Origin of the sequence: Roseovarius sp. E0-M6 (assembly GCF_037083845.1) — a bacterium.
GTDB lineage: Bacteria > Pseudomonadota > Alphaproteobacteria > Rhodobacterales > Rhodobacteraceae > Roseovarius.
Map to the genome: position 1 here is coordinate 220,778 of NZ_JBAPLA010000005.1, position 26,158 is coordinate 246,935.

The 26,158-nt window shown below is 59.7% G+C and carries 21 protein-coding genes and 1 pseudogene; 12 read left to right on the forward strand and 10 right to left on the reverse strand.

Going from position 1 to position 26,158, the window contains the following annotated elements:
• Positions 1-22: 22 nt before the first annotated feature.
• From V8359_RS14040 to V8359_RS14055, 4 genes are all read right to left on the reverse strand, one after another.
• Positions 23-958: a LysR family transcriptional regulator gene (locus tag V8359_RS14040; protein ID WP_336429645.1), complete on the reverse strand. Its 936-nt coding sequence runs from the start codon at positions 956-958 to the stop codon at positions 23-25.
• An 87-nt stretch (positions 959-1,045) separates the two neighbouring features.
• Positions 1,046-1,723 carry an aspartate/glutamate racemase family protein gene (locus V8359_RS14045; RefSeq protein WP_336429646.1) on the reverse strand — a complete coding sequence of 226 codons (678 nt, stop codon included), beginning with the start codon at positions 1,721-1,723 and terminating at the stop codon, positions 1,046-1,048.
• Entirely contained in the window at positions 1,720-2,397 is a 678-nt protein-coding gene (locus tag V8359_RS14050) for a flavin reductase family protein (protein WP_336429647.1), read from the reverse strand. Before V8359_RS14050 ends, V8359_RS14045 begins: the two co-directional genes overlap by 4 nt.
• Positions 2,398-2,420: 23 nt before the next feature.
• Positions 2,421-3,116: a GntR family transcriptional regulator gene (locus tag V8359_RS14055; RefSeq protein ID WP_336429648.1), complete on the reverse strand. Its 696-nt coding sequence runs from the start codon at positions 3,114-3,116 to the stop codon at positions 2,421-2,423.
• A gap of 249 nt (positions 3,117-3,365) precedes the next feature.
• Between V8359_RS14055 and V8359_RS14060 the strand changes: the two genes are divergently transcribed.
• From V8359_RS14060 to V8359_RS14090, 7 genes are all read left to right on the forward strand, one after another.
• The gene (locus tag V8359_RS14060; RefSeq protein ID WP_336429649.1) at positions 3,366-4,940 is read left to right on the forward strand and encodes an ABC transporter substrate-binding protein; all 1,575 of its coding nucleotides are present in this window, start codon (positions 3,366-3,368) and stop codon (positions 4,938-4,940) included.
• Between the two features lie 64 nt (positions 4,941-5,004).
• Positions 5,005-5,976 carry an ABC transporter permease gene (locus tag V8359_RS14065; protein ID WP_336429650.1) on the forward strand — a complete coding sequence of 324 codons (972 nt, stop codon included), beginning with the start codon at positions 5,005-5,007 and terminating at the stop codon, positions 5,974-5,976.
• Between the two features lie 3 nt (positions 5,977-5,979).
• Entirely contained in the window at positions 5,980-6,927 is a 948-nt protein-coding gene (locus V8359_RS14070; RefSeq protein ID WP_336429651.1) for an ABC transporter permease, read from the forward strand.
• Between the two features lie 12 nt (positions 6,928-6,939).
• Complete coding sequence (locus V8359_RS14075) at positions 6,940-8,133, forward strand: amidohydrolase family protein (RefSeq protein WP_336429652.1); 1,194 nt, start codon at positions 6,940-6,942, stop codon at positions 8,131-8,133.
• Positions 8,130-9,617: a chlorohydrolase family protein gene (locus V8359_RS14080; RefSeq protein ID WP_336429653.1), complete on the forward strand. Its 1,488-nt coding sequence runs from the start codon at positions 8,130-8,132 to the stop codon at positions 9,615-9,617. The genes V8359_RS14075 and V8359_RS14080 overlap by 4 nt, the downstream gene beginning before the upstream one ends.
• Positions 9,610-10,626 (forward strand): ABC transporter ATP-binding protein, encoded by a 1,017-nt coding sequence (locus V8359_RS14085; protein WP_336429654.1) that lies wholly within the window; start codon positions 9,610-9,612, stop codon positions 10,624-10,626. The genes V8359_RS14080 and V8359_RS14085 overlap by 8 nt, the downstream gene beginning before the upstream one ends.
• Entirely contained in the window at positions 10,623-11,585 is a 963-nt protein-coding gene (locus V8359_RS14090) for an ABC transporter ATP-binding protein (RefSeq protein WP_336429655.1), read from the forward strand. The genes V8359_RS14085 and V8359_RS14090 overlap by 4 nt, the downstream gene beginning before the upstream one ends.
• A gap of 180 nt (positions 11,586-11,765) precedes the next feature.
• On the opposite strand, the gene V8359_RS14095 is transcribed toward V8359_RS14090, so the two are convergent.
• From V8359_RS14095 to V8359_RS14105, 3 genes are all read right to left on the reverse strand, one after another.
• Positions 11,766-12,581, reverse strand: coding sequence for a bifunctional allantoicase/(S)-ureidoglycine aminohydrolase (locus V8359_RS14095; RefSeq protein WP_336429657.1), 816 nt, complete (start codon positions 12,579-12,581; stop codon positions 11,766-11,768).
• A gap of 165 nt (positions 12,582-12,746) precedes the next feature.
• Complete coding sequence (locus tag V8359_RS14100; RefSeq protein ID WP_336429658.1) at positions 12,747-14,912, reverse strand: malate synthase G; 2,166 nt, start codon at positions 14,910-14,912, stop codon at positions 12,747-12,749.
• 314 nt (positions 14,913-15,226) lie between these two features.
• The gene (locus V8359_RS14105; protein ID WP_336429659.1) at positions 15,227-15,916 is read right to left on the reverse strand and encodes a winged helix-turn-helix transcriptional regulator; all 690 of its coding nucleotides are present in this window, start codon (positions 15,914-15,916) and stop codon (positions 15,227-15,229) included.
• Between the two features lie 145 nt (positions 15,917-16,061).
• Between V8359_RS14105 and V8359_RS14110 the strand changes: the two genes are divergently transcribed.
• Both V8359_RS14110 and V8359_RS14115 read left to right on the forward strand, forming a co-directional pair.
• A complete protein-coding gene (locus tag V8359_RS14110; protein WP_336429660.1) occupies positions 16,062-17,210 on the forward strand; it encodes an acyl-CoA dehydrogenase family protein in 1,149 nt (382 codons plus the stop codon).
• Positions 17,211-17,285: 75 nt separating this feature from the next.
• On the forward strand, positions 17,286-18,218 hold the full coding sequence (locus V8359_RS14115; RefSeq protein ID WP_336429661.1) for a carbon-nitrogen hydrolase family protein: 933 nt from the start codon (positions 17,286-17,288) through the stop codon (positions 18,216-18,218).
• A gap of 100 nt (positions 18,219-18,318) precedes the next feature.
• On the opposite strand, the gene V8359_RS14120 is transcribed toward V8359_RS14115, so the two are convergent.
• Together V8359_RS14120 and V8359_RS14125 are read right to left on the reverse strand one after the other, a co-directional pair.
• Complete coding sequence (locus V8359_RS14120) at positions 18,319-20,673, reverse strand: Ig-like domain-containing protein (RefSeq protein WP_336429662.1); 2,355 nt, start codon at positions 20,671-20,673, stop codon at positions 18,319-18,321.
• 86 nt (positions 20,674-20,759) lie between these two features.
• On the reverse strand, positions 20,760-21,527 hold the full coding sequence (locus V8359_RS14125) for a hypothetical protein (protein ID WP_336429663.1): 768 nt from the start codon (positions 21,525-21,527) through the stop codon (positions 20,760-20,762).
• A gap of 399 nt (positions 21,528-21,926) precedes the next feature.
• Between V8359_RS14125 and V8359_RS14130 the strand changes: the two genes are divergently transcribed.
• The 3 genes and pseudogenes from V8359_RS14130 to xrtE all read left to right on the forward strand — a co-directional run bounded on the left by V8359_RS14130 (position 21,927) and on the right by xrtE (position 25,741).
• Complete coding sequence (locus tag V8359_RS14130; protein WP_336429664.1) at positions 21,927-23,738, forward strand: ABCB family ABC transporter ATP-binding protein/permease; 1,812 nt, start codon at positions 21,927-21,929, stop codon at positions 23,736-23,738.
• Positions 23,735-24,088, forward strand: a complete 354-nt coding sequence (locus V8359_RS14135) for a hypothetical protein (protein ID WP_336429665.1) — start codon at positions 23,735-23,737, stop codon at positions 24,086-24,088. Before V8359_RS14130 ends, V8359_RS14135 begins: the two co-directional genes overlap by 4 nt.
• A 61-nt stretch (positions 24,089-24,149) precedes the next feature.
• A pseudogene (gene xrtE, locus V8359_RS14140) lies at positions 24,150-25,741 on the forward strand (exosortase E/protease, VPEID-CTERM system).
• Positions 25,742-25,819: 78 nt separating this feature from the next.
• On the opposite strand, the gene V8359_RS14150 reads toward xrtE, so the two are convergent.
• Entirely contained in the window at positions 25,820-26,074 is a 255-nt protein-coding gene (locus V8359_RS14150; RefSeq protein ID WP_336429669.1) for a VPEID-CTERM sorting domain-containing protein, read from the reverse strand.
• Between the last annotated feature and the right edge of the window lie 84 nt (positions 26,075-26,158).

Consider the following 26,158-nt stretch of genomic DNA (forward strand, 5'->3'; position numbering starts at 1 on the left):
ACGGATATTCCCGTGCTGGCTTTTATCTGTGGGCGGGTCGGCCCGCCTGATCCGTGATGTTGATGGTGGCGGCGATCCTGTCGATCATGAATTCCATGAACAGACGCGTTTTGGGGTCCTGCATGCGGCGATGGGTGAAGAGGCAGGCCATTTGAATCGCGGTCGGAGGCGTTTCCCGGGCGACGGGAACCAATGTGCCCGCGTTGAGATGTTCCGCGATCTCGAAGATCGGTTTCATCGCAATGCCGTGTCCGGCAAGCGCCCAGTCGGTCAACACATCGCCATCGTCGGATTCATAGCGCCCTGAAACGCGATATCGCTTTGGTCCCGCCGGTGTCGTCAGGAGCCATTGAAATTCGGTTGCGCCCGGGAAACGCAAGCTGAGGCATTCATGCCGACCCGAGAGCAGGTCGTCTCCGCTTGTGGGCATGCCCATTTTCTCGATGTAATCGGGGGAGGCGCAGAGAACCCGCGCCACGTCCGCGATCTTGCGAATCCGTAGATTGCTGTCCTCAGGTTGGCCAAGGAAAAAGGCGAGGTCCAATCCCTCGGCCGTAAGATCGACCTTTCGGTCAGTCAGCCTGAGCCTGAAACTGATCTCTTGGTAGGCGTTCAGGAAATCAGGGATCTGCGGGGCAATCAAGCGACGGCCCACGCCCAAAGGCGCGGCAACATAAAGGGCCCCTTTCAGGTTCTCGGTGATATTGACGATCTGTGCCTCGGCGCTTTGAACCGCGTCGAGGATATTTGTGGCACCTTGGTAAAAGGATTGACCCTGCTCTGTCGGTGTGAGGCTTCGGGTTGTTCTTTGGAACAGGCGGACGCCGAGGTGTTCCTCGAGTTGCGAAATCCGCGACGACGTGACGGCCGGAGATATCCGCAAGTCACGGCCTGCTGCGGACATGCTGCCCAACTCGTAGACGCGGACAAAGGTTCGGATGTTGTCAATGTAAGACATTATTCTGATATTTTTCGGGTCTTGTCATTATCCCGGAATAAAGGAGTGTCGCCCGGTCGATCGCCTCCGACGAAGCCAGGGCGGGGATTACCCCGCCCGTGATTGTGCGACTTCGGTCGGCTGTCCAAGAATTTCCATCGCCTTGGCTGCTGCGGCATCCACAGGGTCGATCACCTTGATGCCGAGGCTGTCGCCGAATTCCTCTGCGAGGCCGCCCATGCCGGCACAGCCGAGAATAAGGCAGGAAATATGGGGGTTGCGTTTAAGGATGGCTTCGGCACTTTCGATCAGGCTTTGATAGGAGCGATCGCGTTCGTGTTCGAAGGCAAGGACGGGTATGTCCGATGCGAACACGCCCTCACAGCGCCCGCCAAGATTAAGGCGTTTGATTTTACTGGTGATTACCGGCACCGAGACCGACATCGTGGTCAGTACGCACCACGGCCCCTCAGACGCATTCGCCTGCTGAAAGCTGCTTTCTCCCAGTCCGATCAGCGGAGTGTCGATCGCGTCGCGTATCTCGCTCATGCCGGTGTCGTCAAAACAACCAAGGATCGCAAGGTCGCACTCGGCGCTTCGCAGCAACGACATTGTGCCGTGAACCGAACGAATGCCATCCGAAAGCCCTTGAATCGCAGGTGGACCGTCTGCATTCGTGACGCCAGTCACGCTTATGGTGTTCGGAAGTTGGTTTGAGATTTGGGCCACCATGCGGTCGGTCATCGCCGCCGTGGAGTTTGGGTTCGCCACGAGTATCCGGGTCATTGTGCATCCTCGCGTATTTTAGTTTGCATTTGCGCCCATTGTTCGGGCGAGGGGGTGGGAAGATCGAAGGTGGCGTTGCTCCGGCAGTAGGCATGTCCGCCCATCCGGCCCAGCGCGTCGAGCTGTGTGGCGTCAACATGAAGACGCTCGTTGACCAGTCCCGGACGCGCCCACATCCCAAGCACTTGGCCAAGAACGATGTCGCGCGATAGTCCGATATTGAGCGTGATGTATCGCCGGCATTCGAAACTGACAGGTGCCTCGGCGATGCGCGGCACATCGGTGAATTCACCGGGCACCAGTGTCAGATCGGCTTCGGTGAGTTCATCGGTCTCGGGGGGGAACGCGATTGCGGTGATGTTCATCTGCTCCAATGTGCTGTGGTCGCAGATGTTTACCGTAAACTGCTCTGTGTCCCGGATGTTTTGGGCGGTGTCCTTGAATGTCTTGTCGGACCGGTATTCGACGCCGATGGCCACGATCGCCGGATCAGCCGACAAGCAATTGAAGAAGCTGTAGGGGGCTGCATTCGGCACGCCACTGGTGCTTAGCGTGGTCACCCATGCAATGGGCCTTGGCACGACCGAGCCGATGAGCAGCTTGTATCTGTCACGTGCCTCCAGCTCCGAAAAATCAAAACGGCTGGAGGTCTCGGGTGGGGGAGCGTGCGTCACTGCAATTGCTTTCCTTGGGAGGGTTATTTGGCGGGCGACGGGATGTAGCGCGACAAGATGTTAGAGACGTCTTGGGCGCCGTCCTCCGTCGTGTTCAGCAAGGCCCGGTCTTGAACACATTGAAGATGTGTTGACATCAGCTCCATCGCCCCTGAGGCATCGCCGCGCTCAAGCGTTTCGATGATTTGCGTATGCTCTTCGAGCCCGCATTGCCCTGAATGCGCCTTGGCAAAGCGCGCGATGATGAGCGAGCACCTCGATACCACCTCGTTGACATAGTTGGCGAGGAGCTTGGAGCCGGTCATCTCGGCCATGAGAATATGAAACTCACCGGCAAGCCGAATCGATTGCGTGCTGTCTGTCGCGAGGCACTTCTCCTCTTCGGAGAGATGCTCGCGCAAGGCCTTGACGATCGGAGCCGGGTCCATCTCGCAGAGCCGGCGCATCACTTCGGTCTCCAGGCAGTGGCGCATTTCGAAGATGTCATGCGCCTCTTCGATTGTCGGCGTTGCGACCGACGCGCCACGATTGGGCTGTAGGTCGACGAGGCCTTCGGCATCGAGGCGGACAAGGGCGTTTCGAACGGTTGTCCGGCTCACGCCGAAGGTTTCTCCAATCGAATCCTCGGGGAGCTTGAGCCCCGGTTTCAGGGCCTGCTCGATAATGGCGCGGCGGAGAGAATCGTATACAGGCGCGCTTCGTGTAGAGGATTTCAGCATGTTTTTTCCTGCCTAAATGCACTTTTCCATCTACCTATGATCATAGTGTATCCAATGATTGTATGCAAATAAATTAAAAAATGTAGCCAAAAAACCGAATCAGAGCTAGGATCATCACGTCTCTGCTGGCTCAAGTGGCATTAATGCGCGTGATCTAGGCGAGATTTAGATGGCGGCATACCGATGGTTATGACGTTGTTGAGATACATGATGCGCACAACTGTGTATCCGAAATGGGAGGATTAATGTATGATAAGTGTGAAAAATTTAGGCCGCACGACTATGGCCGGGGCCCTGTCGGCCGCGATGCTAAGCGGGCCGGCCTTCGCGGAAGAGGTCACGTGGGGCGCTGCCCGGGACATCTTTTCGATGGACCCGTATTCCTATGGCAGCAGCTATACGATCAGCTTCCTCAATCACGTCTATGAAGGGCTTGTCCGGTACAACGAGGATTTGGAGATCGAGCCAGCCTTGGCCGTGTCCTGGGAGATCACGTCTCCAACGACATGGCGGTTCGAGCTGCGCGAGGACGTGACTTACCACAATGGCAATCCCTTCACCGCCGATGACGTGATTGCGTCTCTGGAGCGGGTAAGCGCGGAGTCGTCGCCGCTCAAGGGCAACCTGCCGGCCTACAAGAGTGCAACGAAGGTTGACGATTACACGCTCGACATCGAATTGACGGGCACCTATCCGCTTTTGCTCAATGATCTGACCAATATCCATATCTTCGACAAGGAATGGCTGGTCGAGCATAATGCGGAAATGCCGACCGACGTGGCGGCCGGGGTCGAGGGGCATGCGACCTTCAATGCCAACGGCACGGGCCCCTTCAAATTCGTGTCCCGGACGCCGGATGTCGAGACCATCCTCGAGGTCAACGAGGGCTGGTGGGACGATCCGCAGCATAACATCACGCGCATCGAATTCCGCCCGATCACCTCGGCTGCGACGCGTGTGTCGGCCCTTTTGTCGGGCGAGATCGACTTTACCGAGGCTGTGCCGGTTCAGGATATTCCGCGTCTTGAAAGCGCGGCGAATGTCGACGTGCTTGAGCGCACGGATCTTCGGACCGTCATGCTGGGCATGAATCGGCGTCCCGAACTGACAAACGGGGAAGAAAACCCGATGAACGATCTGCGTGTGCGTCAAGCCATGCAGATGGCGATCAACAAGGATCTTATTCGAGATAAGGTCATGCGGGGCAAGTCACGCAACGCCGGAACCCTCGTGGCGCCATCCATTCCGGGCTATGACGAAGCCCTTGATGCGCCGATCGAAACGAATGTCGAGAAGGCCAAGGCGCTTCTGGAAGAGGCCGGATATGGCGACGGGTTCGAGTTTACCTTTGTTTGCGCCAATGCCGACTATGTCAGCGAAGAGCAGATTTGTCAGGCGATCGCGTCTATGTGGTCGCGTATCGGGCTGAATCCACAGTTGGATATCGGGCCGTCGGCCAAGCAGACGCCAAAGCAATCCAATGGCGAGGCGGATGTTTACACCCTTGGTTGGGCGACGCTTCCCATGCTCGACACCTACAGCATTCTTGCGCAGGTGCTTCACAGCAAGGAAGGCAATTTCGGCGTCTTCAACTGGGGCGGCTGGACGAACGACAAGATCGACGAGCTTACCAAGGCTGCTTCGGTCGAGATGGATCGCGAAAAACGGCTGGCAATGGAAACCGAAGCCCTGAAGGTTGCGCGTGAGCAGATCATCATGATCCCGCTTCACCAACAGCCGATGGCTTGGGCCGCTGCATCGGATTTCGAGGACTTCCCGCAGTTCCCCGATAACAAGCCGCGCTTTTGGTACGTCACCCGCTAAGCGCTGAAATCACTGACCGCCCGGGCGATTGGGCCCGGGTGGTCACTTATAACGAGGCCCCCGCATGCTTGCCTTCATAATAAAGAGAACGATCAACGCCATTTTCGTGATGTTGTCGGTGACGTTTCTGGCCTTTATAATCTTCCAGTTCGTGGGTGATCCGGTGCGCCAGATGCTCAACGAGCAGGCGACCCAAGCGCAACGCGATGCACTTCGTGACAAACTCGGGCTTAATGATCCGTTCCTTGTGCAGTTCGGAAAGTTTGTCGGCAACGCCGTGCAGGGTGATTTCGGGGTCTCGTTCCGCAATCAACAGGACGTGATGACGATGATCGCCGATCGCTTCCCCGCAACCTTTGAGCTTGTGCTGGTGGCTACGTTTATCTCGATCGTGGTGGGCATGCCTCTTGGGGTGCTGACGGCGATCCGGCGACGAAGTTGGTATGCGGAATCCCTTCAGTTCGTCTCGATTATTGGAATTTCGCTTCCCAGTTTTGTGGTCGGCATCGGACTTATCCTGGTGTTTTCGGTTTGGCTGGGATGGTTTCCGGCATTCGGACGCGGAGACACGGTTGATATCGGCTGGTGGAGCACCGGATTGCTGACCTCGTCGGGGCGCATGGCACTCTTTCTGCCCGCGTTGTCGCTGTCGCTCTTTCAGATCACCCTTGTCATGCGCCTTGTGCGGGCTGAAATGCTTGAGGTTCTGCGCGCCGATTTCATCAAGTTCGCCCGTGCGCGGGGCATCCCGGCCAGGGTCGTGCATTTCCGACATGCGCTGCGCAATACGCTGATGCCTGTGGTGACAATGACCGCGATGCAGTTCGGCGGACTCATCGCCTTTGCCCTCGTGACCGAAACGGTTTTCCAGTGGCCCGGCATGGGGCTTCTCTTCATCCAGGCTGTGACCTTTGTCGATGTGCCGATCATGGCGGCATATCTGTGCGTCGTGGCATTCATCTTTGTTTTCCTGAACGCCGTGGTCGACATGACCTACGCGATCATCGACCCGCGGCTGCGGGGATCGGAGCAGTAAACGATGGCCAATTTAGAACATCGCAAACCCGCCGCTCAGCCTACGCGGTTGCAGCGGTTCTTCGACGGTGACCTTTGGTGGTCCTTCAAGTCGCACAAGGCGGCGGTCGGCGCAGCTATCGTGCTGTTGGTCCTGATCGTCACGGCGTTTCTGGCGCCGGTGCTGTCGCCGCAAAACCCCTATGACCTGTCTTCCCTTGAGTTGTGGAATGCCGAACTTCCCCCGGTTTGGATCGAGGGCGGGCGCCTGCCCTTTCTCCTTGGCACCGATGTTCAGGGCCGGGACATCGTTTCGGGAATCCTTTACGGCACACGGATTTCGATCATCATCGGGATCGCCTCGGTGGCCGTGTCTTTGGTCGTCGGCATCCTTTTCGGGCTGATTGCGGGCTATTTCGGGGGTTGGGTGGACAACCTTTTGATGCGGATCGGGGATGTACTCCTGTCGATTCCCATCATTCTTGTGGCGATCCTCGTCAGTTCGATCGCGCAGGCGTTCTTGCCGCCACACTTGCGTGAAGCCGGTGTGGCCGCGGTTCTGGTGCTTTCGATCGCCATGTATTCCTGGGTCCAATACGCTCGGGTCGTGCGGGCCCAGACCATGGTCGAGCGCCGCAAGGAATACGTGATGGCGTCGAAACTGGTGGGAACGCCAGCGCGGCGCCTGATGCTCAAGCACATTCTGCCCAACACGATGACTCCGATCTTTGTGACGGCAACCTTGAATTTCGGATTGGCGATCCTGATCGAGGCGACGCTGTCGTTCCTCGGGGTTGGGATGCCGCCGAACCAGCCATCGCTCGGCACGCTTATCCGGATCGGCAACCAATACCTGTTTTCCGGATCCTGGTGGATCGTGCTCTTCCCGTCGCTGCAACTTTGCCTGCTCGTGGTGGCGGTCAACATGCTTGGCGACTGGCTTCGCGATGCCCTCAACCCGAAATTACGCTGAAGGACAGTGAACATGACAGACATGATTATCAAGAACACACGCCCCATGGCGGGGCCCAAGGCCGATATTCGGATCAAGGGCGGGCGTATCGCGGAGATTGGTCCGGATATCGCGCCGCAGGGCGAGCCGGTCGAGGACGCCGCCGGGGCGCTTGCCCTGCCGGGGTTTGTCGAGGCGCATACGCATCTCGACAAATCTCTGATCGGATGGCCGTGGTATCACAACGATGTCGGGAACGAACTTCTGGACATGATCGCCAACGAGCGTGCTGTCAAAAAAGAGTGGGGCATTGATCCGCATGTTCAGTCGATGCGGCACGCGCTGCAAACTGTTGCATACGGTGCGACGGTCATTCGCAGCCATGTGGACATCGACACCGAAGGCAAGCTGCGCCCTCTTGAAGGGGTCATGAAAACCGCGGAACTGCTCAGCGATGTGGTCGAGATCGAAACCGTCGCCTTCCCGCAATCCGGTCTCATGATCCGTGACGGCACGACCGATCTCATGGATCAGGCCATGACCATGGGTGCGGATGTTGTTGGCGGGCTGGACCCGTGCGGCGTTGACCGCGACCCCAAAGGGCATTTGGATTTCATTTTCAATCTGGCCGAGAAGCACGGCAAACCGATTGATATACATCTTCACGAGCCCGGTGAAATGGGTGCGTTCTCGATGGAGATGATCCTTGACCGCACCGAGGCCCTGTCGATGGCGGGGCAAGTGACCGTTTCGCATGCCTTCTGCCTTGGCATGCCGGACCCGGTGCGTGTGGCCGGGCTTGTTGAACGGCTGGCGCGGAACGATGTGCGCATCATGACAACCGCGCCAGCGTCGAGCGAGGCGCCAGCAGTCATGCAGCTTCGCGAGGCCGGTATAAAGGTCGGCGCTGGCAACGACGGAATTCGCGACACCTGGGGGCCCTATGGCAACGGCGATATGCTTGAGCGTGCCAAGTTCATCGGTCTGCGCAACAATTTTCGCCGGGATACCGAGGTGGCGCTCGCGTTCGATGTTTGCAGCACCGGGGGTGCCGAGGCCATGAATGTGGAGCCTCCAAAGCTTGAGGTTGGGGCGCGTGGCGATGTTGTCGTGGTGAAAGGCGAGTCGCTGGCACACGCGGTTGTCACCCACGCGCCCAGACATCTTGTGGTCAAGGCGGGCAAGGTAACGGCGCGCAACGGCGCTGCCCTCACGGAGGCACCATGAGCGGGTTTGCCGATCTCCCCTTGGGCCAGCAGCCGAAAGGACGCTGGTCCCTGAAGGGCCGCTGGATTGTTGCGGATACCGAGGCGGGTCGTCACCTTTTGACCGATGGTGAGATCGTGATCGAGGGGGGTCGTATTCTGGAGATTGGCAAGGCCGGGGAGGTCTCTGCCGAGGCCTCCTTCAATCTTGGCGACGTTTTGATCGCGCCGGGGTTCGTGGACCTTGACGCATTATCCGATTTGGATACCACGCTGCTTGGTTTTGATTACCACCCCGGCGCGCGCAAGGGGCGTGTCTGGCCGCGCAGTTATGTAGAACGCGGCCCTTACGAGATGTATTCGCCCGAAGAACTCGAGTTCCAGAAACGCTATGCGTTCGCGCAACTCCTGTGCAATGGGATTACAACAGCCGCACCGATCGCTTCGCTTTTCTATCGTGAATGGGGCGAGACGGTCACCGAGTTCGAGGCGGCCGCAGTCGCAGCGAAGGAGTTGGGGCTGCGGGTGTGGCTGGGTCCGGCCTATCGCTCGGGTGGCATGGTCGTGGAAGAGGACGGGACGCTGAGCGCGGATTTCGATGAGGCCCGCGGATACGAGGGGCTTGCCGATGCCATCTCATTTGCCGAACGCTGGCAAGGGGACGATCTTGTCCGCCCGATGCTCGCTCCGGATCGCGTGGAGACCTGCACCAAGCATTTGCTCAGACGCACGATGCAGGCGGCAGACAGCCTTGATTGCCCGGTACGCCTTCATATGGCGCAGGGACAGATGGAGGTGGATACCGTCCAGCGGCTTCATGGTATGACTGCGCCGGCTTGGCTGAACGAGATCGGCTGTTTGAACGCGAGGCTCTTGGCGCCACATGCCACGAATGCCACAGATGACGACTTGGTCCTCTATCGAGATGCGGGTGTCACGGTGGTGCATTGTCCGCTGGTTGCAGGCCGGCACGGCGGGGCGTTGCAATCCTTTGCAAAGCTGCGGGACATGGGCGTTCGTCTGGCCATGGGCACCGACACCGCGCCACCGGATATGGTTTTGAATATGGTGATCGGCATGGCCGCCTGCCGGATCGTCGAAAACGATATCGCCAGTTGTAGCGCCGCAAACTTCTTTGATGCCGCCACGACCGCCGGGGCGGATGCGCTCGGGCGGGACGATATCGGACGGCTGAGAGTGGGTGGCAAGGCGGATATCGCGGTGTTCGATATGGCGGATCAGGCGATGGCCCCTGCCATTGACCCGATCCAGACCCTGATACTGGGTGCGACGGGCCGGGTGACGCGGGCGACGATTGTGGATGGGCGGCTGTCGATGCGCGATGGGCAGGTGGCCGGGTTTGACATGGCGAAGGCGCGCGCCCGTGCGCAGCGGCAATTCGATGACCTTGTCGCAAAGTATCCCGATCGCACCTGGGGCCATCCACCGATCTCGGAAATCTTTCCGCCCAGCTATCCTTATTTAACTGGAGGCAATCATGTTTGACGGCAGAAACGAGGCCGCCCCCCAAGACAGCCGCACCTATCCGGCGCTTAGCGTCGAGAACCTGACGGTGGAATTTCCGAGCCGCCGGGGCGTTCTCACTGCGATTGACGATGTGTCGATGGAGATCCATCGCGGTGAGATCCTGGGTGTGGTGGGCGAGTCGGGCGCAGGCAAGTCGATCACTGGCTTGGCGGTTCTGGGGCTGCTTGAGGCCCCTGGACGGGTTGCCGGGGGCAGCATCACTGTGGGTGGACGCCGCGTGGACGGTCTTACTGAAGCGGAACTGACCAAGGTGCGCGGACGTGAGATGGGCGCTATTTTTCAGGATCCGCTGACCGCGCTCAACCCCTTGTTCACGGTCGGAGCGCAGTTGGTCGAAACCATCCGCCTGCACACGGATCTGGACAAAGCGCAAGCGCGGGAGAAGGCGCTTGACCTGTTGCGCGAGGTCGGCATCCCCGCGCCGGAAGACCGGCTCAAACAATATCCACACCAGTTTTCGGGTGGCATGCGGCAGCGCGTCGTTATCGCGCTTGCCCTTGCGGCGGACCCTCAGCTCATTATCGCGGACGAGCCGACGACGGCGCTTGATGTCTCTATTCAGGCGCAAATCATCGCGCTGCTTCGGCGGCTTTGTGAGGATTACGGGACCGGTATCATGTTGGTCACTCACGACATGGGCGTCATCGCTGAGACGGCGGATCGCGTCGCCGTGATGTACTCGGGGAAGGTCATCGAAAGCGGGCCGGTGGAAGACGTGATACACAAGCCCCACCATCCCTATACCCAAGGCCTGATGAACGCGATTCCAAGTCTGCACGAGCGGGTCGAGGAGCTTGAACAGATTGACGGCTCGATGCCGCGACTCGCGGCGCGTCCGGGAGGGTGCAGCTTTCATCCGCGATGTCCGCATGCAGGACCGCGTTGCCGCAAGCAAATGCCGCCACTTGTTCCGGTGGACAACGCCATGGCCGCATGCTGGCTTCAGCAAGGAGGAACCGAGCTATGACCGCAGCTTTGTCGATAAAGGGAATGTCGAAGACCTTCGATGTTTCGGCGCCATGGTTGAACAGGGTGCTGGAAGGGCGCGAGCGGCAGTTTGTGAAAGCCGTGAGCGATGTCAGCTTCGACGTGACGGAAGGCTCTTGCTTTAGCATCGTGGGCGAGTCGGGATGCGGCAAGTCAACGGTCGCGCGCCTTGTCACCGGCCTTTACCGGCCAACAGCCGGCGCGGTGAATTTCACAGATCGCGATGGCAGACGGCTTCGAGTTCAGATGATCTTTCAGGACCCGCATTCAAGCTTGAACCCGCGCTGGCGTGTCGGGGATATCATCGCTGAACCCATTCACGAATTGCAGCTTCGTGACAGCCGGGCAAAGACGAAACAGCGCGTGGCTGAGCTACTGGAGATCGTGGGGCTTTCGGCGGAAGATGCGGTGAAATTCCCGCATGAGTTTTCCGGCGGTCAGCGGCAGCGCATTTCGATAGCGCGGGCCCTTGCTTCAGAGCCGGACCTTCTTGTCTGTGACGAGCCGACATCGGCGCTGGATGTTTCGGTTCAGGCGCAAATCCTGAATCTGATGCGTCGGTTACAGAAGGAACTGGGCCTGACATATCTTTTCATCAGCCACGACTTGAGCGTGGTTCGGCATATGTCGGACCATATCGCGGTCATGTATCTTGGTCGCATTATTGAGCAGGCAAAGGTAGAGACGCTGTTTCAGCGTCCGTTGCATCCATATTCGAAGCTCCTGCTTGATACCATTCCAGATATTCACGCCCCGCATCGCGCCAAGGATTCTCAAGCCGGGGAACCACCGAGTCCGCTCAACCCGCCCCCAGGCTGTGCGTTTCATCCGCGATGCCCGTTCGCGAATGAGCGGTGCCGGCACGAAGAGCCTGATTTGCTGGAACATGTGCAAGATGTGGTCGTGGCCTGTCACGCGGTTGAGGAGGGCAGGCTGTAGGCGGGCGCTGTCACTCTGTGCCGGCGGGGTCAACCCGCCGCACGACAACGCGAAGTGCAGATTGCGCCAGCACGCGTCTGGAAACTCCGGGTGCTTGAAGCCGGCGCGAAGGGATCGCGGGCAACGTGCGTCGCAGGCGCGGTGATGTCTTGAGATCACCCTTGTTGCGAGGTGGTGATCCTATAGCGCCATATGCCGGTTCACGTCTTTGTAGAGCAGATACCGGAATTTCCCCGGACCACCGGCATAACACGCCTGTGGGCAAAAGGCGCGCAGCCACATGTAATCGCCCGCCTCGACTTCGACCCAGTCATTGTTCAGCCGATAAACGGCTTTTCCTTCCAACACATATAGCCCGTGCTCCATGACATGGGTTTCAAGGAAGGGAATGACCGCGCCGGGTTCGAAAGTGACGACCGTGACGTGCATGTCGTGACGCAGGTCTGACGGGTCCACGAAACGCGTTGTCGCCCACTTGCCATCCGTCCCGGGCATTGTCGTGGGGTCGATATCGTTTTCGTTGAGGACCAGAACGTCAGGTGTGCCGAGCCCTTCGACCGCGTCGTAAGCTTTGCGAATCCAATGGAAGCGCAGCGTTTCGTCCTGCCGGTTGCGCAGGGTCCAGCCGCTTTCCGGCGGTAGATAGGCATATCCACCAGGTGTCATCTCGTGTGTCTTGCCGTTGACGCAGAGGGACGCCGTTCCTTCGACGATGAATAGAACAGCCTCGGCCCTGGGATCGGTCTCGGGGCGGTCGGATCCTCCGCCCGGTTGCACTTCCATGATGTATTGCGAAAACGTCTCGGCGAAACCGCTCAGGGGGCGTGACAGCACCCAAAGGCGGGTGTCATCCCAAAAGGGAAGAAAGCTTGTGACGATGTCGCGCATCGTCCCTTTCGGGATCACTGCATAAGCTTCCGTGAATACGGCGCGATCGGTCAGCAGTTGTTCCTGACCGGGGTGTCCCCCGCGCGGTGCGAAATACTTGGTGCTCATTGGGGGGCTCCTGAAGGCAAGGACCGGTTTCATATATGTATGCGGTGGGTCGGGGGTGACGACCAGCCGCAAAGAGACAGCAGCTATTTTCGGAAATATTTGATAATTTCCAGAATTTGCGCGAAGAGGTATATAAACGGCCATGCCGCTGATCAGGCAAGCCTTTTAGCCTTGGAGTTGCGATTTCAGGTCTTGGCGCCGCCTGTGCAAAACCGGCTCGGTATAGCCGGAAGGCAGCGTGCGCCCCTCAAAGACCAGATCGCATGACGCCTTGAACGCGATGCCATCAAAACCCGGTGCCATTGGTTTATAGGTCGGACTATCCGCGTTTTGCCGATCTACGATTTCGGCCATCTGACGCATGATATCCATCACCTCTTCGGTTGAAACCACTCCGTGATGCAACCAGTTCGCGATATGCTGAGCCGAGATGCGCAGGGTTGCGCGATCCTCCATCAGGCCGACATTGTTGATGTCCGGAACCTTGGAGCACCCGACGCCTTGGTCGATCCACCGGACGACATATCCAAGGATGCCTTGGGCGTTGTTCGCGACTTCGCGCCTGATTTGCCGGGGCGTCCAGTTGCGGAATGCCGCAAGCGGGATGTCCAAGAGGGCGTCAACGTGCGCGCGTCGACCGCCCTTTGCCAACTTGGATTGCACCGCGGGCACGTCCACTTTGTGATAATGCGTGGCGTGCAAGGTCGCGGCTGTCGGGCTGGGAACCCAAGCACAGCTCGCTCCTGAACGGGGATGCTCGATCTTCTGTTCAAGCATGGCGGCCATCTGATCCGGTGCGGCCCACATGCCCTTTCCGATTTGTGCTTTTCCGGACAATCCACACTCCAAACCGATATCGACGTTGCGGTTTTCGTAGGCAGTGATCCAGCTTTTGCGCTTGATGAAGTCCTTGCGGCTGAACGCTCCGGCCTCCATCGAGGTATGAATCTCGTCTCCTGTTCGGTCCAGAAATCCGGTGTTGATGAAGCAGACCCGATGCTTGGCTGCGCGAATGCATTCCTTGAGATTGACGCTTGTCCGGCGCTCTTCGTCCATGACACCAAGTTTGACGGTGTATTCAGGCAAGCCCAAGGCCGTCTCGACCTCACCAAAAACCTCGTTGGCAAAGCCAACTTCCTCGGGGCCGTGCATCTTGGGTTTGACTACGTAAATCGCGCCGCTGACCGAATTTCGCGGACCGGTGGATTTCTTCAGGTCATGCATCGCGATGAGGACAGTGATCATCGCATCCATCAAACCTTCGAAAACTTCGTTGCCCTCACCGTCCAGAATGGCAGGGCTGGTCATCAAGTGACCGACATTGCGGACGAGAAGTAGCGCGCGGCCTTTCAGCACCAAGGGTGCGCCGTCGGGGGCCGTATATTCGCGATCGGCGGCAAGGCGGCGTGTTATCGGCTTGCCGGCTTTCTCAAACGCCTCCTCCAAGGTTCCCTGCATCAACCCAAGCCAGTTTCGGTAGGCCGCAACCTTGTCGGCGGCATCGACGCACGCCACGGAATCTTCAAGGTCGATAATCGCGGACATGGCGGATTCCAGAACGACATCGGCAAGTCGGGACGGCGAGTTCGCTCCGATGGGATGAGAGCCGTCGAAGACCAACTCGACGTGAAGGCCATTGTTTCGCAACAGGATGGACTGTGGCATGTCTGCTTTGCCGCTGTATCCAACGAAAGCCGCTTGATTGATGAGATGCGCGTCGTCGACTTTCAGCTTCCCGTCGACGACCCGATAGTCCGACGCGTTGGCGTGGCTGACGGAGTCGAGTGGGAAGACATCATCCAAGAAGACGGCGGACCTTGCGACGACGCGCGCACCGCGACCGGCATTGAACCCGGCCTCCGGTGTCGGGCCTGCCACGGCATCGCTCCCATAAAGGCAATCGTAAAAACTCCCCCAGCGGGCGTTTGCGGCGTTCAGAACGAAACGCGCATTGGTCGACGGAACAACCAATTGTGGGCCGGGGACCAGTGCGACTTCGGGGTCGACCTGCTTGGTTTCAATTGTAAAATCGCTGCCCTCGGGCACGATGTAACCGATCCTTTCGAGGAAGGCCTTGTATCCGTCCCGGTCGTGAGGCGCGTCCCTGTGGGCTTTGTGCCAGTCGTCGATTTTTGTTTGAATTATTTGCCGTTGTTTCAGGAGCGCCCTGTTGCGAGGGCTGAATTCATGAACGATCCGGGAAAGCGCTGCCCAAAAATGGTCCGCAGAGATGTCGAGATTATCGAGCACCTCATCTTCGACAAATTGTTTGAGGGTGGGATCAATGCTCAGTCCGTGGGTCTGGGGTCGTGAATGTTCCAAATTTTGCATCGGGGCTCTCTTGCTCGGGGCACAGGACAGCTATGCGCTTTGCGGCATGCTGTCGTGCACAAGGATTGGTATCGTCCCGTTTCTAACAGATTGAGTGCGAGAGACTGCCTTGTGATTCAGAAAGGACTTTCAGGGTTTAGCGGGGTAATGCCGAATGCCTTGGGTTCTTCGCTACCTCTAGATGATGGCTGCCAGTGGACTGTCATCGCGTGAACGCGGGCGATTGAGAGTGACGCGCAGAGATGCCGCCGCGGAGAATACCCGCTAGAATACTGACCCGGTGAGTGCGGATAGATGATAGGCACGAACGCGCATTACCCGACCATTCGCTCTTCCTGTGCAAATGGGCTGAGGCCGAGCCATTCCTGCATTCGGGCGGCGATCGCGCGCGTGCCGGTCAGTTCAAGCCTGTCCTCGTTCACCGCTTTTTCGACTGTATCCAGACCCATCCAGATTGCTGTCATGGTGCGCAGATGGCAATCGGCATATAGGTCCACCTCATGGCCGGGATCAGAATAGCAGGCTTCGACACCGGATTGTGGATCAATGAGCAACCAGTAATTCTGACGCGCTTTGGGAAGATTGCTGAACACAAACTGAAGGCAAATCCGGTGGTCCGGCAGCGGGTCGATATTAAGGCTTCGGTGCATGTCCCATATCAGCAATTCGGGGTCGAGGTTGCTGAGAGAAAGCTCGCTTTCCACCCACCGCTGCCCCCAAGCGCCGATCCCCATGACAAGTGGGCGAAGCTCTTCTCCGGCTTGGGTCAGACGGTATTCCTTGATGTTCTTGTTTCTCGTGACGGACGTGATCACTCCGGCTGCCTCCAGCTCTCCGAGCCGCTTGGACAGGAGCGATGGGGACATCCGCGGCAGACCTCGCCGCAGGTCGTTGAACCGGATGCTGCCGCATGAAAGCTCTCGGAGCAAAAGCGGCGTCCATCGTGCGCAAAGAACTTCCGAGGCCATAGAGATCGGGCAAAACTGACCGTATCCGCCACGCATTTTTGTGCCTCGCTTTCCTGTGAAACACTGATTGGGTGAGCGTAAGCGCCCAGACCGTGCCAGTCCAGTACAGTTTCAGGACTATCGCGACGGGGTCATAGCGGCGAGTCTGCACCTGCAATTCGAAGACCAGGGAGACCAAGACATGAGCAATGTGATTGATCGCAAGGAAACCGTCGACGTCAAAGACACCGCCAAGAAACTGGCCAAATCCTTTGCCGAACGGGCCGCAGACCATGACAGCAGCGACGCGTTTGTTGCCGAAAATTATGTGCAGTTGAAGAAGGCCGGGATGATCTCGGCCGGTGTGCCGTCGGCTCTTGGCGGAGGCGGGGCCGATATCCGTGAGCTTTGCGAAGCTTTGCGCATCATCGGCGGGGCCTGCGGGTCTACCGGGCTTGCCCTGTCGATGCACACGCATCAGGTGGCGATCCCGGCATGGCGCTGGCATCATCAGGAGGCGGCCCGTCCGGTGGTGGAGCCGCTTTTGCGCAGGGTCGCCACAGAGAACCTCGTGCTGCTGAGTTCCGGCGGATCAGACTGGATTGGCGGGTCCGGCGAGGCCGAGCGCGTCGAGGGTGGATACCGGATCACGGCGCGCAAGGTTTTTACGTCGGGGGCACCGGCGGGTGATCTTCTGATGACCGGCGCCATCTGTGAGGAGGAAGGTCAAAGAACTGTCCTGCATTTCGGCGTCCCGATGGCGGCCCCGGAGGTGGCGGTTCTGGATACCTGGCGCACGATGGGTATGCGGGGAACCGGATCGCATGACGTGCAGATCGACGGTCTGTTTATTGCCGATGACAAGATACCGATGCGGCGCCGTGCGGGTGAATGGCATCCCGCGTTCCAGATGATCGCGACCATTGCCTTTCCGCTGATCTATTCGGTTTATCTTGGGGTGGCGGAAAGTGCGCGCGACATCGCGGTCGGTATCGCGGGGATGAAGCCGGCCTCTCACCGCACCCAATCGCTGGCGGGTCGGATGGACACCGCTCTGGCCGGGGCGCGGATGGCCCAAGCCTTTATGATCGAGGCCGCCGAACGCAACGCGCCCTCGGCCGAGACCGTCAACGATGTGATGGTCGGTCGTCGTTTGGTGGAAGAAAACGCCATCCGAACGGTGGAGTTGGCCATGGAGTTGGTAGGCGGAGCGAGTTTCTATCGCTGCACCGAACTGGAGCGGCGGTTCCGTGACATTCAGGCGGCGCGCTATCATCCGCTACAAAAGGAGGTGCAGGCCGAATACGCCGGTGCCATGGCGCTTGGTCAACCGATTGATCACATCTTCTAAGCGCCGCCCGCACGGGCATCTGATCTATAGCATCCGACAGTCACCGGTTGCTCAACCGACCGAAGGGATTTCGCCATGAAGATCGCAGTCGTTCAAGAGCCGCCGGTCTACCTCAACCTCGCTGCCAGCATGGAGCGCGCCGTTGGACTGGTCGCGCAAGCCGCCGGTGAAGGGGCGCGCCTGCTGGTCTTTCCCGAGGCGTGGTTTCCCGGGTATCCGACATTTTGCTGGCGCCTTTCGCCGGGGGCCGACATGGGCAAGACGGATGAACTCTTTGCGCTGTTGCAGGCTAACTCGGTCGATCTCAGCCGCGATGGAATGGCCCCGTTGCAGGAGGCGGCGGCCGAGCACGACATGGTCATCGTGGCCGGGTATCAGGAGCTTGATGGCGCGGTGTCGGGCTCGACCCTCTATAATTCCTGCGTCATCATCGATGCAGATGGCACCATCGCCAACAACCACCGCAAGCTCATGCCGACCAACCCGGAACGTATGGTCTGGGGTTTTGGCGACGGGTCTGGCCTCAACGTGGTCGAGACGGCGGTGGGGCGGATCGGGGCGCTGCTGTGCTGGGAAAATTACATGCCGCTGGCGCGTGCCGCGCTTTATGCCCAGAACATCGATATCTATGTCGCACCGACTTGGGACAGCGGCGACACTTGGCTTGCCACGATGCAGCATATCGCCCGCGAAGGCGGTTGTTGGGTGATCGGGTGCGCGACGGCGCTCGAGGCGTCGGACATTCCCGCGGACATCCCGCATTACGACATTCTGTTTCCGAACAAGGATGAATGGGTGAATCCGGGTGACGCCGTGGTTTATAAGCCCTTCGGCGGCATTGCCGCAGGGCCGATGCACCGCGAAAAGGGTCTCCTTATGGCTGAGGTCAATGTCGCCGATGCCCGGGCCTCGCGCCGGAAATTCGACGCGAGCGGGCATTATTCACGCCCTGACGTCTTCTCGCTCTCGGTCGACAAACGGCAAAAGCGGCCGGTATCGTTCGTCTGACTTGCGGCAGGAGGGTGCTATCAGGTGCCCAGAGCGATCGCCCTCAGGAGGCCGCTCAGGCAATTCGAAAGGTCATCCTTCTGTCCAACCGGGAGAGATATCAGGGAAGCCGCGTTGCAAATGCGCGCATAAGCGTCAGGTATTCGTCATTGCTGAGCCAAACCATACCCGGCTCGAGCAAGCGGGGCCACATCAGCGGGGCCAGCGTGACGGGGTGCTCACTGTTGCCCTCTTCGGAGGATTTGTTGTGGCCCGACATCCCGTCAATCGCCAGTCGGAACCCTTCGATATCGCCGACGGGGAACTGCCAAGGCTGATAATCGATGTCGCTGCTTTCGCCGGGTCGGTGCCGTAGGCCAAAGTAATGGCCGAATTCATGCACGAGCCCCTCTGCCAGTTCCGATGGGGCGCGGTCCAACATGATCGGCATCGCGATGCCATGGCGCCCCTCTGTATGCGGGGTCTGGCTGAAGGTTTGACCGGGGCCATAGAAATCGGGCGGATAAAAGACGACGAGAATGTCGTTTCCGCTTCCGAAGCTGCCGAGATCCTCGCGCATCGCCCGAACCGTGTTCTTTAACGCTTCGAGGTTCGCCGATGTGCGCATTCTCACCAAATAGGGGTCATCGACCGGATCGTCCCCGACCGCCTCGGGCTTTTCGACGTCGGCCCCCGCCGCCTCGGCCATCTGGACGATGGTGTCCATCGCCGCCACGACAAAGTCACGGTGCCTGCTCGCATAATCCTTGTCGGCGTCGCGCCCGGTATCAATTCCATAGGCGTCCCGGACCGGCATCAACTGCACGGTGAACTCTTCTGTCATACGGACCACGGTGAGGGCGGCTTGCTTCTCGGCTTCGGGCACGCCGCCCTCCCATGAGCCTACCTTGAGAAAGGTGTAGCGGAACACCAATGGCGCGGGGTCTGTATGCCAGTGCGGCACATCGCGCTCAGCGATGACATCTTTGGCCGCGACGGATTGCGGGTATGGGTCATGCGGGGCCAGCCGGGTTTCGATAACCGAAGTGCCACCTTGTTTGTCCGGGGTCCAGCCATAGACGTTGATCGTGTTGCGGGCCTGCCGCTCGACCTCGCGTCTGGCGTCCTTCTGTTCGGGTAGATCACTCCTTACCACACGCACCACATCGCCCTCGACGGACCCGCCCGCCTGTGGGTCGATGCGCCATTGGCTCTGATCCAGCACATTGATCCTGAGCTTTGCGGGAAACGTCTCGGGTTGCCAGTTCTTGTGAATGTGATCGTGCGGTTGCCATTTAACATAGATGCGCTGAAGCGCGGGCTTGTTCACCACCAGCGGCGCGTCGCGGACGGTCTGGAATACATGACTGCGCACGGGCTCTTCAACAGGTTTGCCATGGTTCTCAAGATCGACCAGCGTCGTGAAACGCCACGAATGGTCGTCGGATTTCAAGACCTCTCCGGCGCGCCCTCGCACACCGTCTTCGCCACCTTCGATGTGTGCTTCGTAAATGACACCGGATTCGAGCGCCTTGTCCGGCTCAAACCGAAAGCGGGTGTCCGAAAGCGCGACGACGTCGCCCGGCATTTTCAAAGGCTCATCTTGATTGTCGCGGGTGGTCAGGGAAAAGGTGTCGTCAAGGACATCGGCATCGACAGGGAAATTGAATTCGACGTTGATCTGTGGCGTCTTGAGATGCACATTCTCGCGCCGGTCTGGCGGGCTATTCGACGTCACCTGCAAGGAGCCGACACAGGTTTCGGGGTCTTCCTCCCATGAGGCGCGGTCGCAGATCCAACCGCGCACGTCAGCCAATCGACCTGTTGGTTCGGTCATTCGGTAGCCCCGGTCGCTGTGCGTGCGCGATTCACGGACGCGGGCGGCAAAGTCGATCTTGTAGCCACCGGACCCGCGCTGAATGTAAAGCCTGTTGAGGACGGGAAGTTCCGTCTCATAATATTCATCGGGGAAGTCGACGCAGCCAGTGCGCCACGGCTCGAACATGTGGCACAGCCATGTGACCTCGAATAGGCCCTTTGCTTCGTCGAGTTTGGTGCCCAATGCCTCACCGCCGTTTTCTGGCGGGAATGCCGCGCTGAGCGTGAAGAGGTGATCGCCGTCGGTCTGAAGCCGGGCGTTGAACATGCGAAAGCCCTCTTGCCCTGTAAACCACTCGGGATCGACAGTAAGAGACGCTCCCCGTCCTTCTGTAAAGTCGGTAATCTGAAGCGTGCCCTGTCCGGTCATCCGGTCGGTCCAGTCGCCGGTCACCTCCATGCCCCAGACCACGTCGACAAAATCATAGGGTGCGCCACCCAGCATTTCATCCAACACCGCTTCGGGCAGAGTGCCGGTCATGTCGAGGTCCATCGACTCGAACATCTGATTGACGGGGCCGCCGGACGGATCGGGCACCGGTCTCGGTTTGTAGTCCTCGGCGGCCTCAAACTCGTATTCCGGGATTTCAATCGTCAATTGCTCTTGGGCCGGCGTCCCGAGCGACAGGAGAGACAAAGCCACGACTGATAAAAGCGCGACGCGCAAGATCGGGCTGTGCCGCATCAGTTGGTGGAGGAAGACGCAGGGAAGTCGGCCTCCTCCTCGCCAAGCTCCGTCTCGAATTGACCGGTGACAAGGATACAGACCTCGGGGTCGGGATCACCGCCCATCAAGGCCCGGATCGGGCAGAGACTACCTTCGAATGTGCCGGCGGCGAATCCGCCCCCTTCGACGATTTCGAGCCGGTCAAAGGCCACCGTGGCCGCGGTTCCCACATCATGCGACGATGCATAGAGCCCCGCATCTTCGCCGAAGTTCTTGTGATAGGAAATCTCGGCCTTGTTTTTGCCGTTCAGCATCTTGCCGACATCCTCGGTGGAAAATGCCGGCAGATCGAGGGTCAGTCCGCCCTGCCGCAGGATACGTTCGGCTTTGGGGTCGACCCCCATGATACGCAACTGGACCTTTTCCTGCCCGTCACCGCCGAGCATCTGTGCGAAGGGGTTTTCCGCGCCATCGCCCATCATTTCCGACATCATTTCCATGCGCTCTTGCATCTGCGCGCGCTGCTCATCGCTCATTCCGGCAAGCGCGTCTCCCATCACGTTCGGCATCGAATGGGGCCGCCATGCCGCTGACGACATGGTCTTGCAGTTGACCTCTCCTGAGATGGTCAGCCAAGCGCGGTCAGTGCCATCTGCCGTCCCATCAATCGAGCCAAGCACCGTCATCGTGCGCGTGTCCTGTGCCATGGAAGGCTGGCCGATCAGGATGGCCGTGAGGCTGGAAAACACTGCGCAAAGGGTCGGGGTGAAACGGGCGGTTCGCATGGGTAAGCTCCTTCGAATTCCGATACTTGGTCAATCCAGTCGGGAGCGTTGCCCACGCTGATGACCCTTGATCGCTAACATAGCGAAGGCCCAGAGTCCCTCCCAGTGGCGGGTTCGGGGCAGAATTCGAGAAACGGCGTCGCAGCGATCCGAAAGGCCATGTGATCACCGAAGTGGAGCTGGCCGTGGCGCGGCAGGCCATATGCGCCGACCGGATGGTCAAGGATACGCGCATCCTTGCGACGTGATCGGTGATGCCGGTTGCGCAAATTCGTCGCCTTTTGATTGACCGGCATTCGTGTCCAATGAAGCACAAGTTCGATCTGCGCGTGCGGCCACTGGCCAATCGGGACGGGGCGGACTATTTCGGGGGTTTGACGCCCAAAGGATACTTCCCGCATGAGACAGACCGCCCCATCCGAGCCCGAATTGCCCGCTGGCGGATGGCGGGTGATCCGGCGTGTGGCGCCCTATCTCTGGCCCGAGGGAGAGCGGGGCATCAAGTGGCGCGTCATTCTTGCGCTGATCACACTTGTGATCGCCAAACTGGTCGCCGTGGGCACACCGTTTTTCTACAAGGCGGCGGTGGACAGCCTCTCGGGTGAGCCGCCGAGCGATGTGTGGCTTCTGGGGGCGGGCGCGATCGGGTTGACGGTGGCCTATGGCATGGCGCGGCTGATGAATGTCGGGTTCCAACAGCTTCGCGATGCGATTTTCGCGCGTGTGGCGCAGCGGGCGCTGCGCAAGCTCGCGCTTCAGACGTTCACTCATATTCATGCCATGTCCATGCGCTATCATATCACGCGCAAGACCGGTGGGCTGAGCCGGATCATAGAGCGGGGCGTGAAGGGGGTGGAATTCCTTCTGCGGTTCCTGCTTTTCTCGGTAGGGCCGCTTATCCTTGAGCTGGCGATGATCAGTGTCGTGCTGTGGATCGCGTTCGACATCTGGTATCTGGTGGTCGTCGCCGTCGTGATCGCGGCGTATGTCGCCTTTACCTTCCGTGTCACGGAATGGCGGGTGCGCCTGCGCCGCGAGATGAACGATCAGGACACCGACGCCAACCAGAAGGCTATCGACAGCCTGCTGAATTATGAAACGGTCAAGTATTTCAGTGCCGAAGGCTGGGAGGCGAACCGGTATGACCGCGCGATGGCGGGATATGAGCGCGCGGCGCTTCAGACCACCTATTCGCTGTCATTGCTGAATTTCGGCCAATCGCTTCTGATCACGACGGGGCTTGTGATCGTGATGGTGATGGCGGCGATGGGTGTGCAATCGGGCACTCTTACGGTGGGCGATTTCGTGATGGTCAACGCTTATATGATCCAGATCACCATGCCGCTCAATTTTCTTGGCACCGTTTATCGGGAGATCCGGCAGAGCCTTGTGGATATGGGCGAGATGTTCGGCCTTCTGGATCAACCCCCGGACGTGACCGACAAACCGGGTGCGCGGCGCCTGAAGGTGAACGAGGGCGCGATCAAGTTCGAGAATGTGAGGTTCGGCTATGACGCGGAGCGACCGATCCTGAAGGGGCCGAGCTTTAAGGTGCCGGCGGGACAGACCGTGGCCATCGTGGGTCCGAGCGGGTCGGGAAAATCCACCATCGGGCGGCTTCTTTTCCGGTTCTACGACGTGCAGGATGGCGCGATCCGGATCGACGGGCAGGATCTGCGCGACGTCACACAGCAAAGCGTGCATGAGGCGATCGGTGTGGTGCCGCAGGACACGGTCCTGTTCAACGACACGATCCGGTATAATATCGGCTATGGCCGCGTGGGCGCACATGATGACGAGATCGAGCAGGCGGCGAAGGATGCGCAGATCCACGATTTCATCATCGGGCTGCCCGATGGGTATGACACGCAGGTTGGTGAACGGGGTCTCAAGCTTTCTGGGGGTGAAAAGCAACGGGTCGGCATTGCGCGCACGTTGTTGAAAAACCCGCCTATCCTTCTCTTGGACGAGGCGACGAGCGCCTTGGACAGCGAGACCGAGCGCGGCATTCAGGACGCGCTTGCCCGGGCCACGGAGGGGCGCACGGCGATCACCATCGCGCACAGGTTGTCAACCGTGGCAGATGCGGATCGGATCATCGTTCTGGAGGAGGGTGTCATCACCGAAGAGGGCACGCATGCCGAACTCGTCGCGCGGGGCGGACGCTATGCCGCAATGTGGCGAACGCAGAAGGCTGAACGCGCGGCATGACGGGGCGAAAGAATTATCCCGAAACGCCGGACGGGCGGTATTTCGTAACGCGTGCCCGCCTTTGGCGCAGGACCGATCCACGCCTTGACCCGAGCGAAAGGCGGGCCGCGATAAAAGCGCTCATGCGGGCGCGGCGGGCGGTTGGACAGGCCACAAACGAGACCGAAGAGCGCGCCGCGCGCGCCGCAGTCGACGCCGCCAAGCGCCGTCTGGGAGAGCGCGGCCCGGTCTGGTGGGAGGACGGCGCCCCGGATGAAGGTGGCATGCATCCGGCCAACAGTTCCTACGCGGATTGGTGGGCCGCTCTTGATGATGCAGCGCGCGCGCGGGGCGAGGCGGATAAACGGTGACATGAATTGCCGGACGCCTGCCATGATTTTCCCATAGTTGTCGGGCATAGCCGCGCATGACATGACTGACCGGATCGAAATATTGCCCTCGCGGGCCCTTTGGCTTGCCGCGCTCTTTGCTGCCGAACTTGTGGCGGTCGTCGTGGCGTTTCAGGTGTTGGCCTCGGTCGAATGCCGGGAAACGGCGATTGAAACGGCCTGTCGCGGCCTGCGGGGTGTCTTGGTTCGGGCCCTTTCACTTGGGGTGATGCTTGGCCTTTACCTCTGGGCGGTTGAGCGTGCGCGACGGGATTTTCTGCATATGGTCGAAACCCGTTCGGGCGGTCGGGTTTGGGTCGTTGCACATGTGGCCGGGTTGATCGCAATTTTTCTGCCGCTTGCAGTGATCCCTGATGCGGCGCTCAACGCGGAGTTTTCGCGGGTCTTTCCGGTGCTGGTGGCTGGCGGTTCTCTGATGGCGCTGGGCGGGATGTTCTGGATGGCGGCCCCGGCGCTGCTTGGCCAATGGGCTGGGGAACGGTGGGGCGTTCTTCTGGCGCTTGGGGCCGTTGCGATGGTGCTTCCCGACCTTGCCGAACTGATCGGGCCGATCTGGTATTGGGAGACGTTGACGCAGGTGACCTTCATGGCGGTGGCCTTTGTCATCTGGCTGTTGGCCGAGGCGCCGGTGGTCGAACCGGGCGCGCAGATCATTGGCACGAATGGATTTCTCGTGGCGGTTGCCGATAGCTGCTCCGGGGTGGAGGGCTTTGCGCTGGTCACAGTTTTCCTTGGCCTTTACGCGATGCTTTTCCGGGACACCCTTCGCATGGGGCGGTTCTGGCTTGTCGTGTGGCCCGTCGCGCTTTTCCTGAGCTGGCTTTTGAACGTCGTACGGATCGCCGTGTTGGTGTTGATAGGTGCTTATGCGTCGCCGGAATTGGCGGTGAACGGTTTCCACAGCTTTGCCGGGTGGCTGTTCTTTACGGTTCTGGCGCTGGGAATTCTGATCACGGCCGACCGGATCGCCTGGCTTCATCGGCGCGCGCCGATACAGGTGCGGCTCTCGCAAGACGACACGGCAGCGCGGATCGTGCCGTTCATCGTGTTCATGCTGAGCGGGGTCGTGGCGCAGACCTTCTGGCGTGATCCGATGCTGGCCTATCCGGCACAGGCCGTGGCGATGGCTGTGGCGCTCTGGTGGTTCAGGCGACCGATTGCCGCGCCGCGCTTTGGGCGCGCCCCACGTCGCTGAGCCTTGTTGCCGGTGTGGTGATCGGGCTTGGCTGGATCTGGGGCTCGGGCGGAGATGGCGGCGCAGGGCAGGACGCCCTTCTCGCGCTATCGCAATTGGGTCTGACGGTATGGGTCGTCACGCGCATTCTGGGCACGGTTGTCCTTGTTCCGGTGATTGAGGAGTTGTTCTTTCGTGGATATGTGCAGGCGCGGCTGGATCGCGGTGGGCACATGATGCGGGGCCTGTCTGTGCTGCTATCGGCGGGTCTGTTCGGGATGTTGCATGGCCGATGGCTTTTGGCGGGCGTGGCCGGGGTGATCCTGTCGCTGGTCTATCTGCATCGTGGGCGGCTGGCCGATGCGGTGGCCGCACACGCTCTGGCCAACGGGATCATCGCCGCAGTGGCGGTATGGCGTGGCGACTGGTGGCTGATCTGAAAAATAAAAGCGACCCGCGAGAGAGGCGCGGGCCGCTTTGTCCGGCTGGAGGGTCCGGTAACTTGGGTGTCGCAGGGATCAGGCGCGGCGGCGCTTGATCTCCCAGACGAGGGCGGTGGCGGCGAGCACGGCGGCAATGGCCAAAAGACCTGAGCCGGCATCGATTTCGGGCACCGAGTTTGTTTGATGGCTCGAGCCGGAAGAACCGCCGCCCGTGTAGCCATAATACCAATCCCAGAACGACCATCCGCCGTGGGATTGAGCGGACGCCGCGACCGTACTCAGGACGAGCGCGGTAGCGGATGCAGTTGTGGTTTTCAAAAGATCCAACATGGGAAATCTCCGGGTTATTCAATGAAGTATGATTACGCCAACCCGCGCAGTTTTACCAAGCATTTGCCGAAATTTTGTCTAATT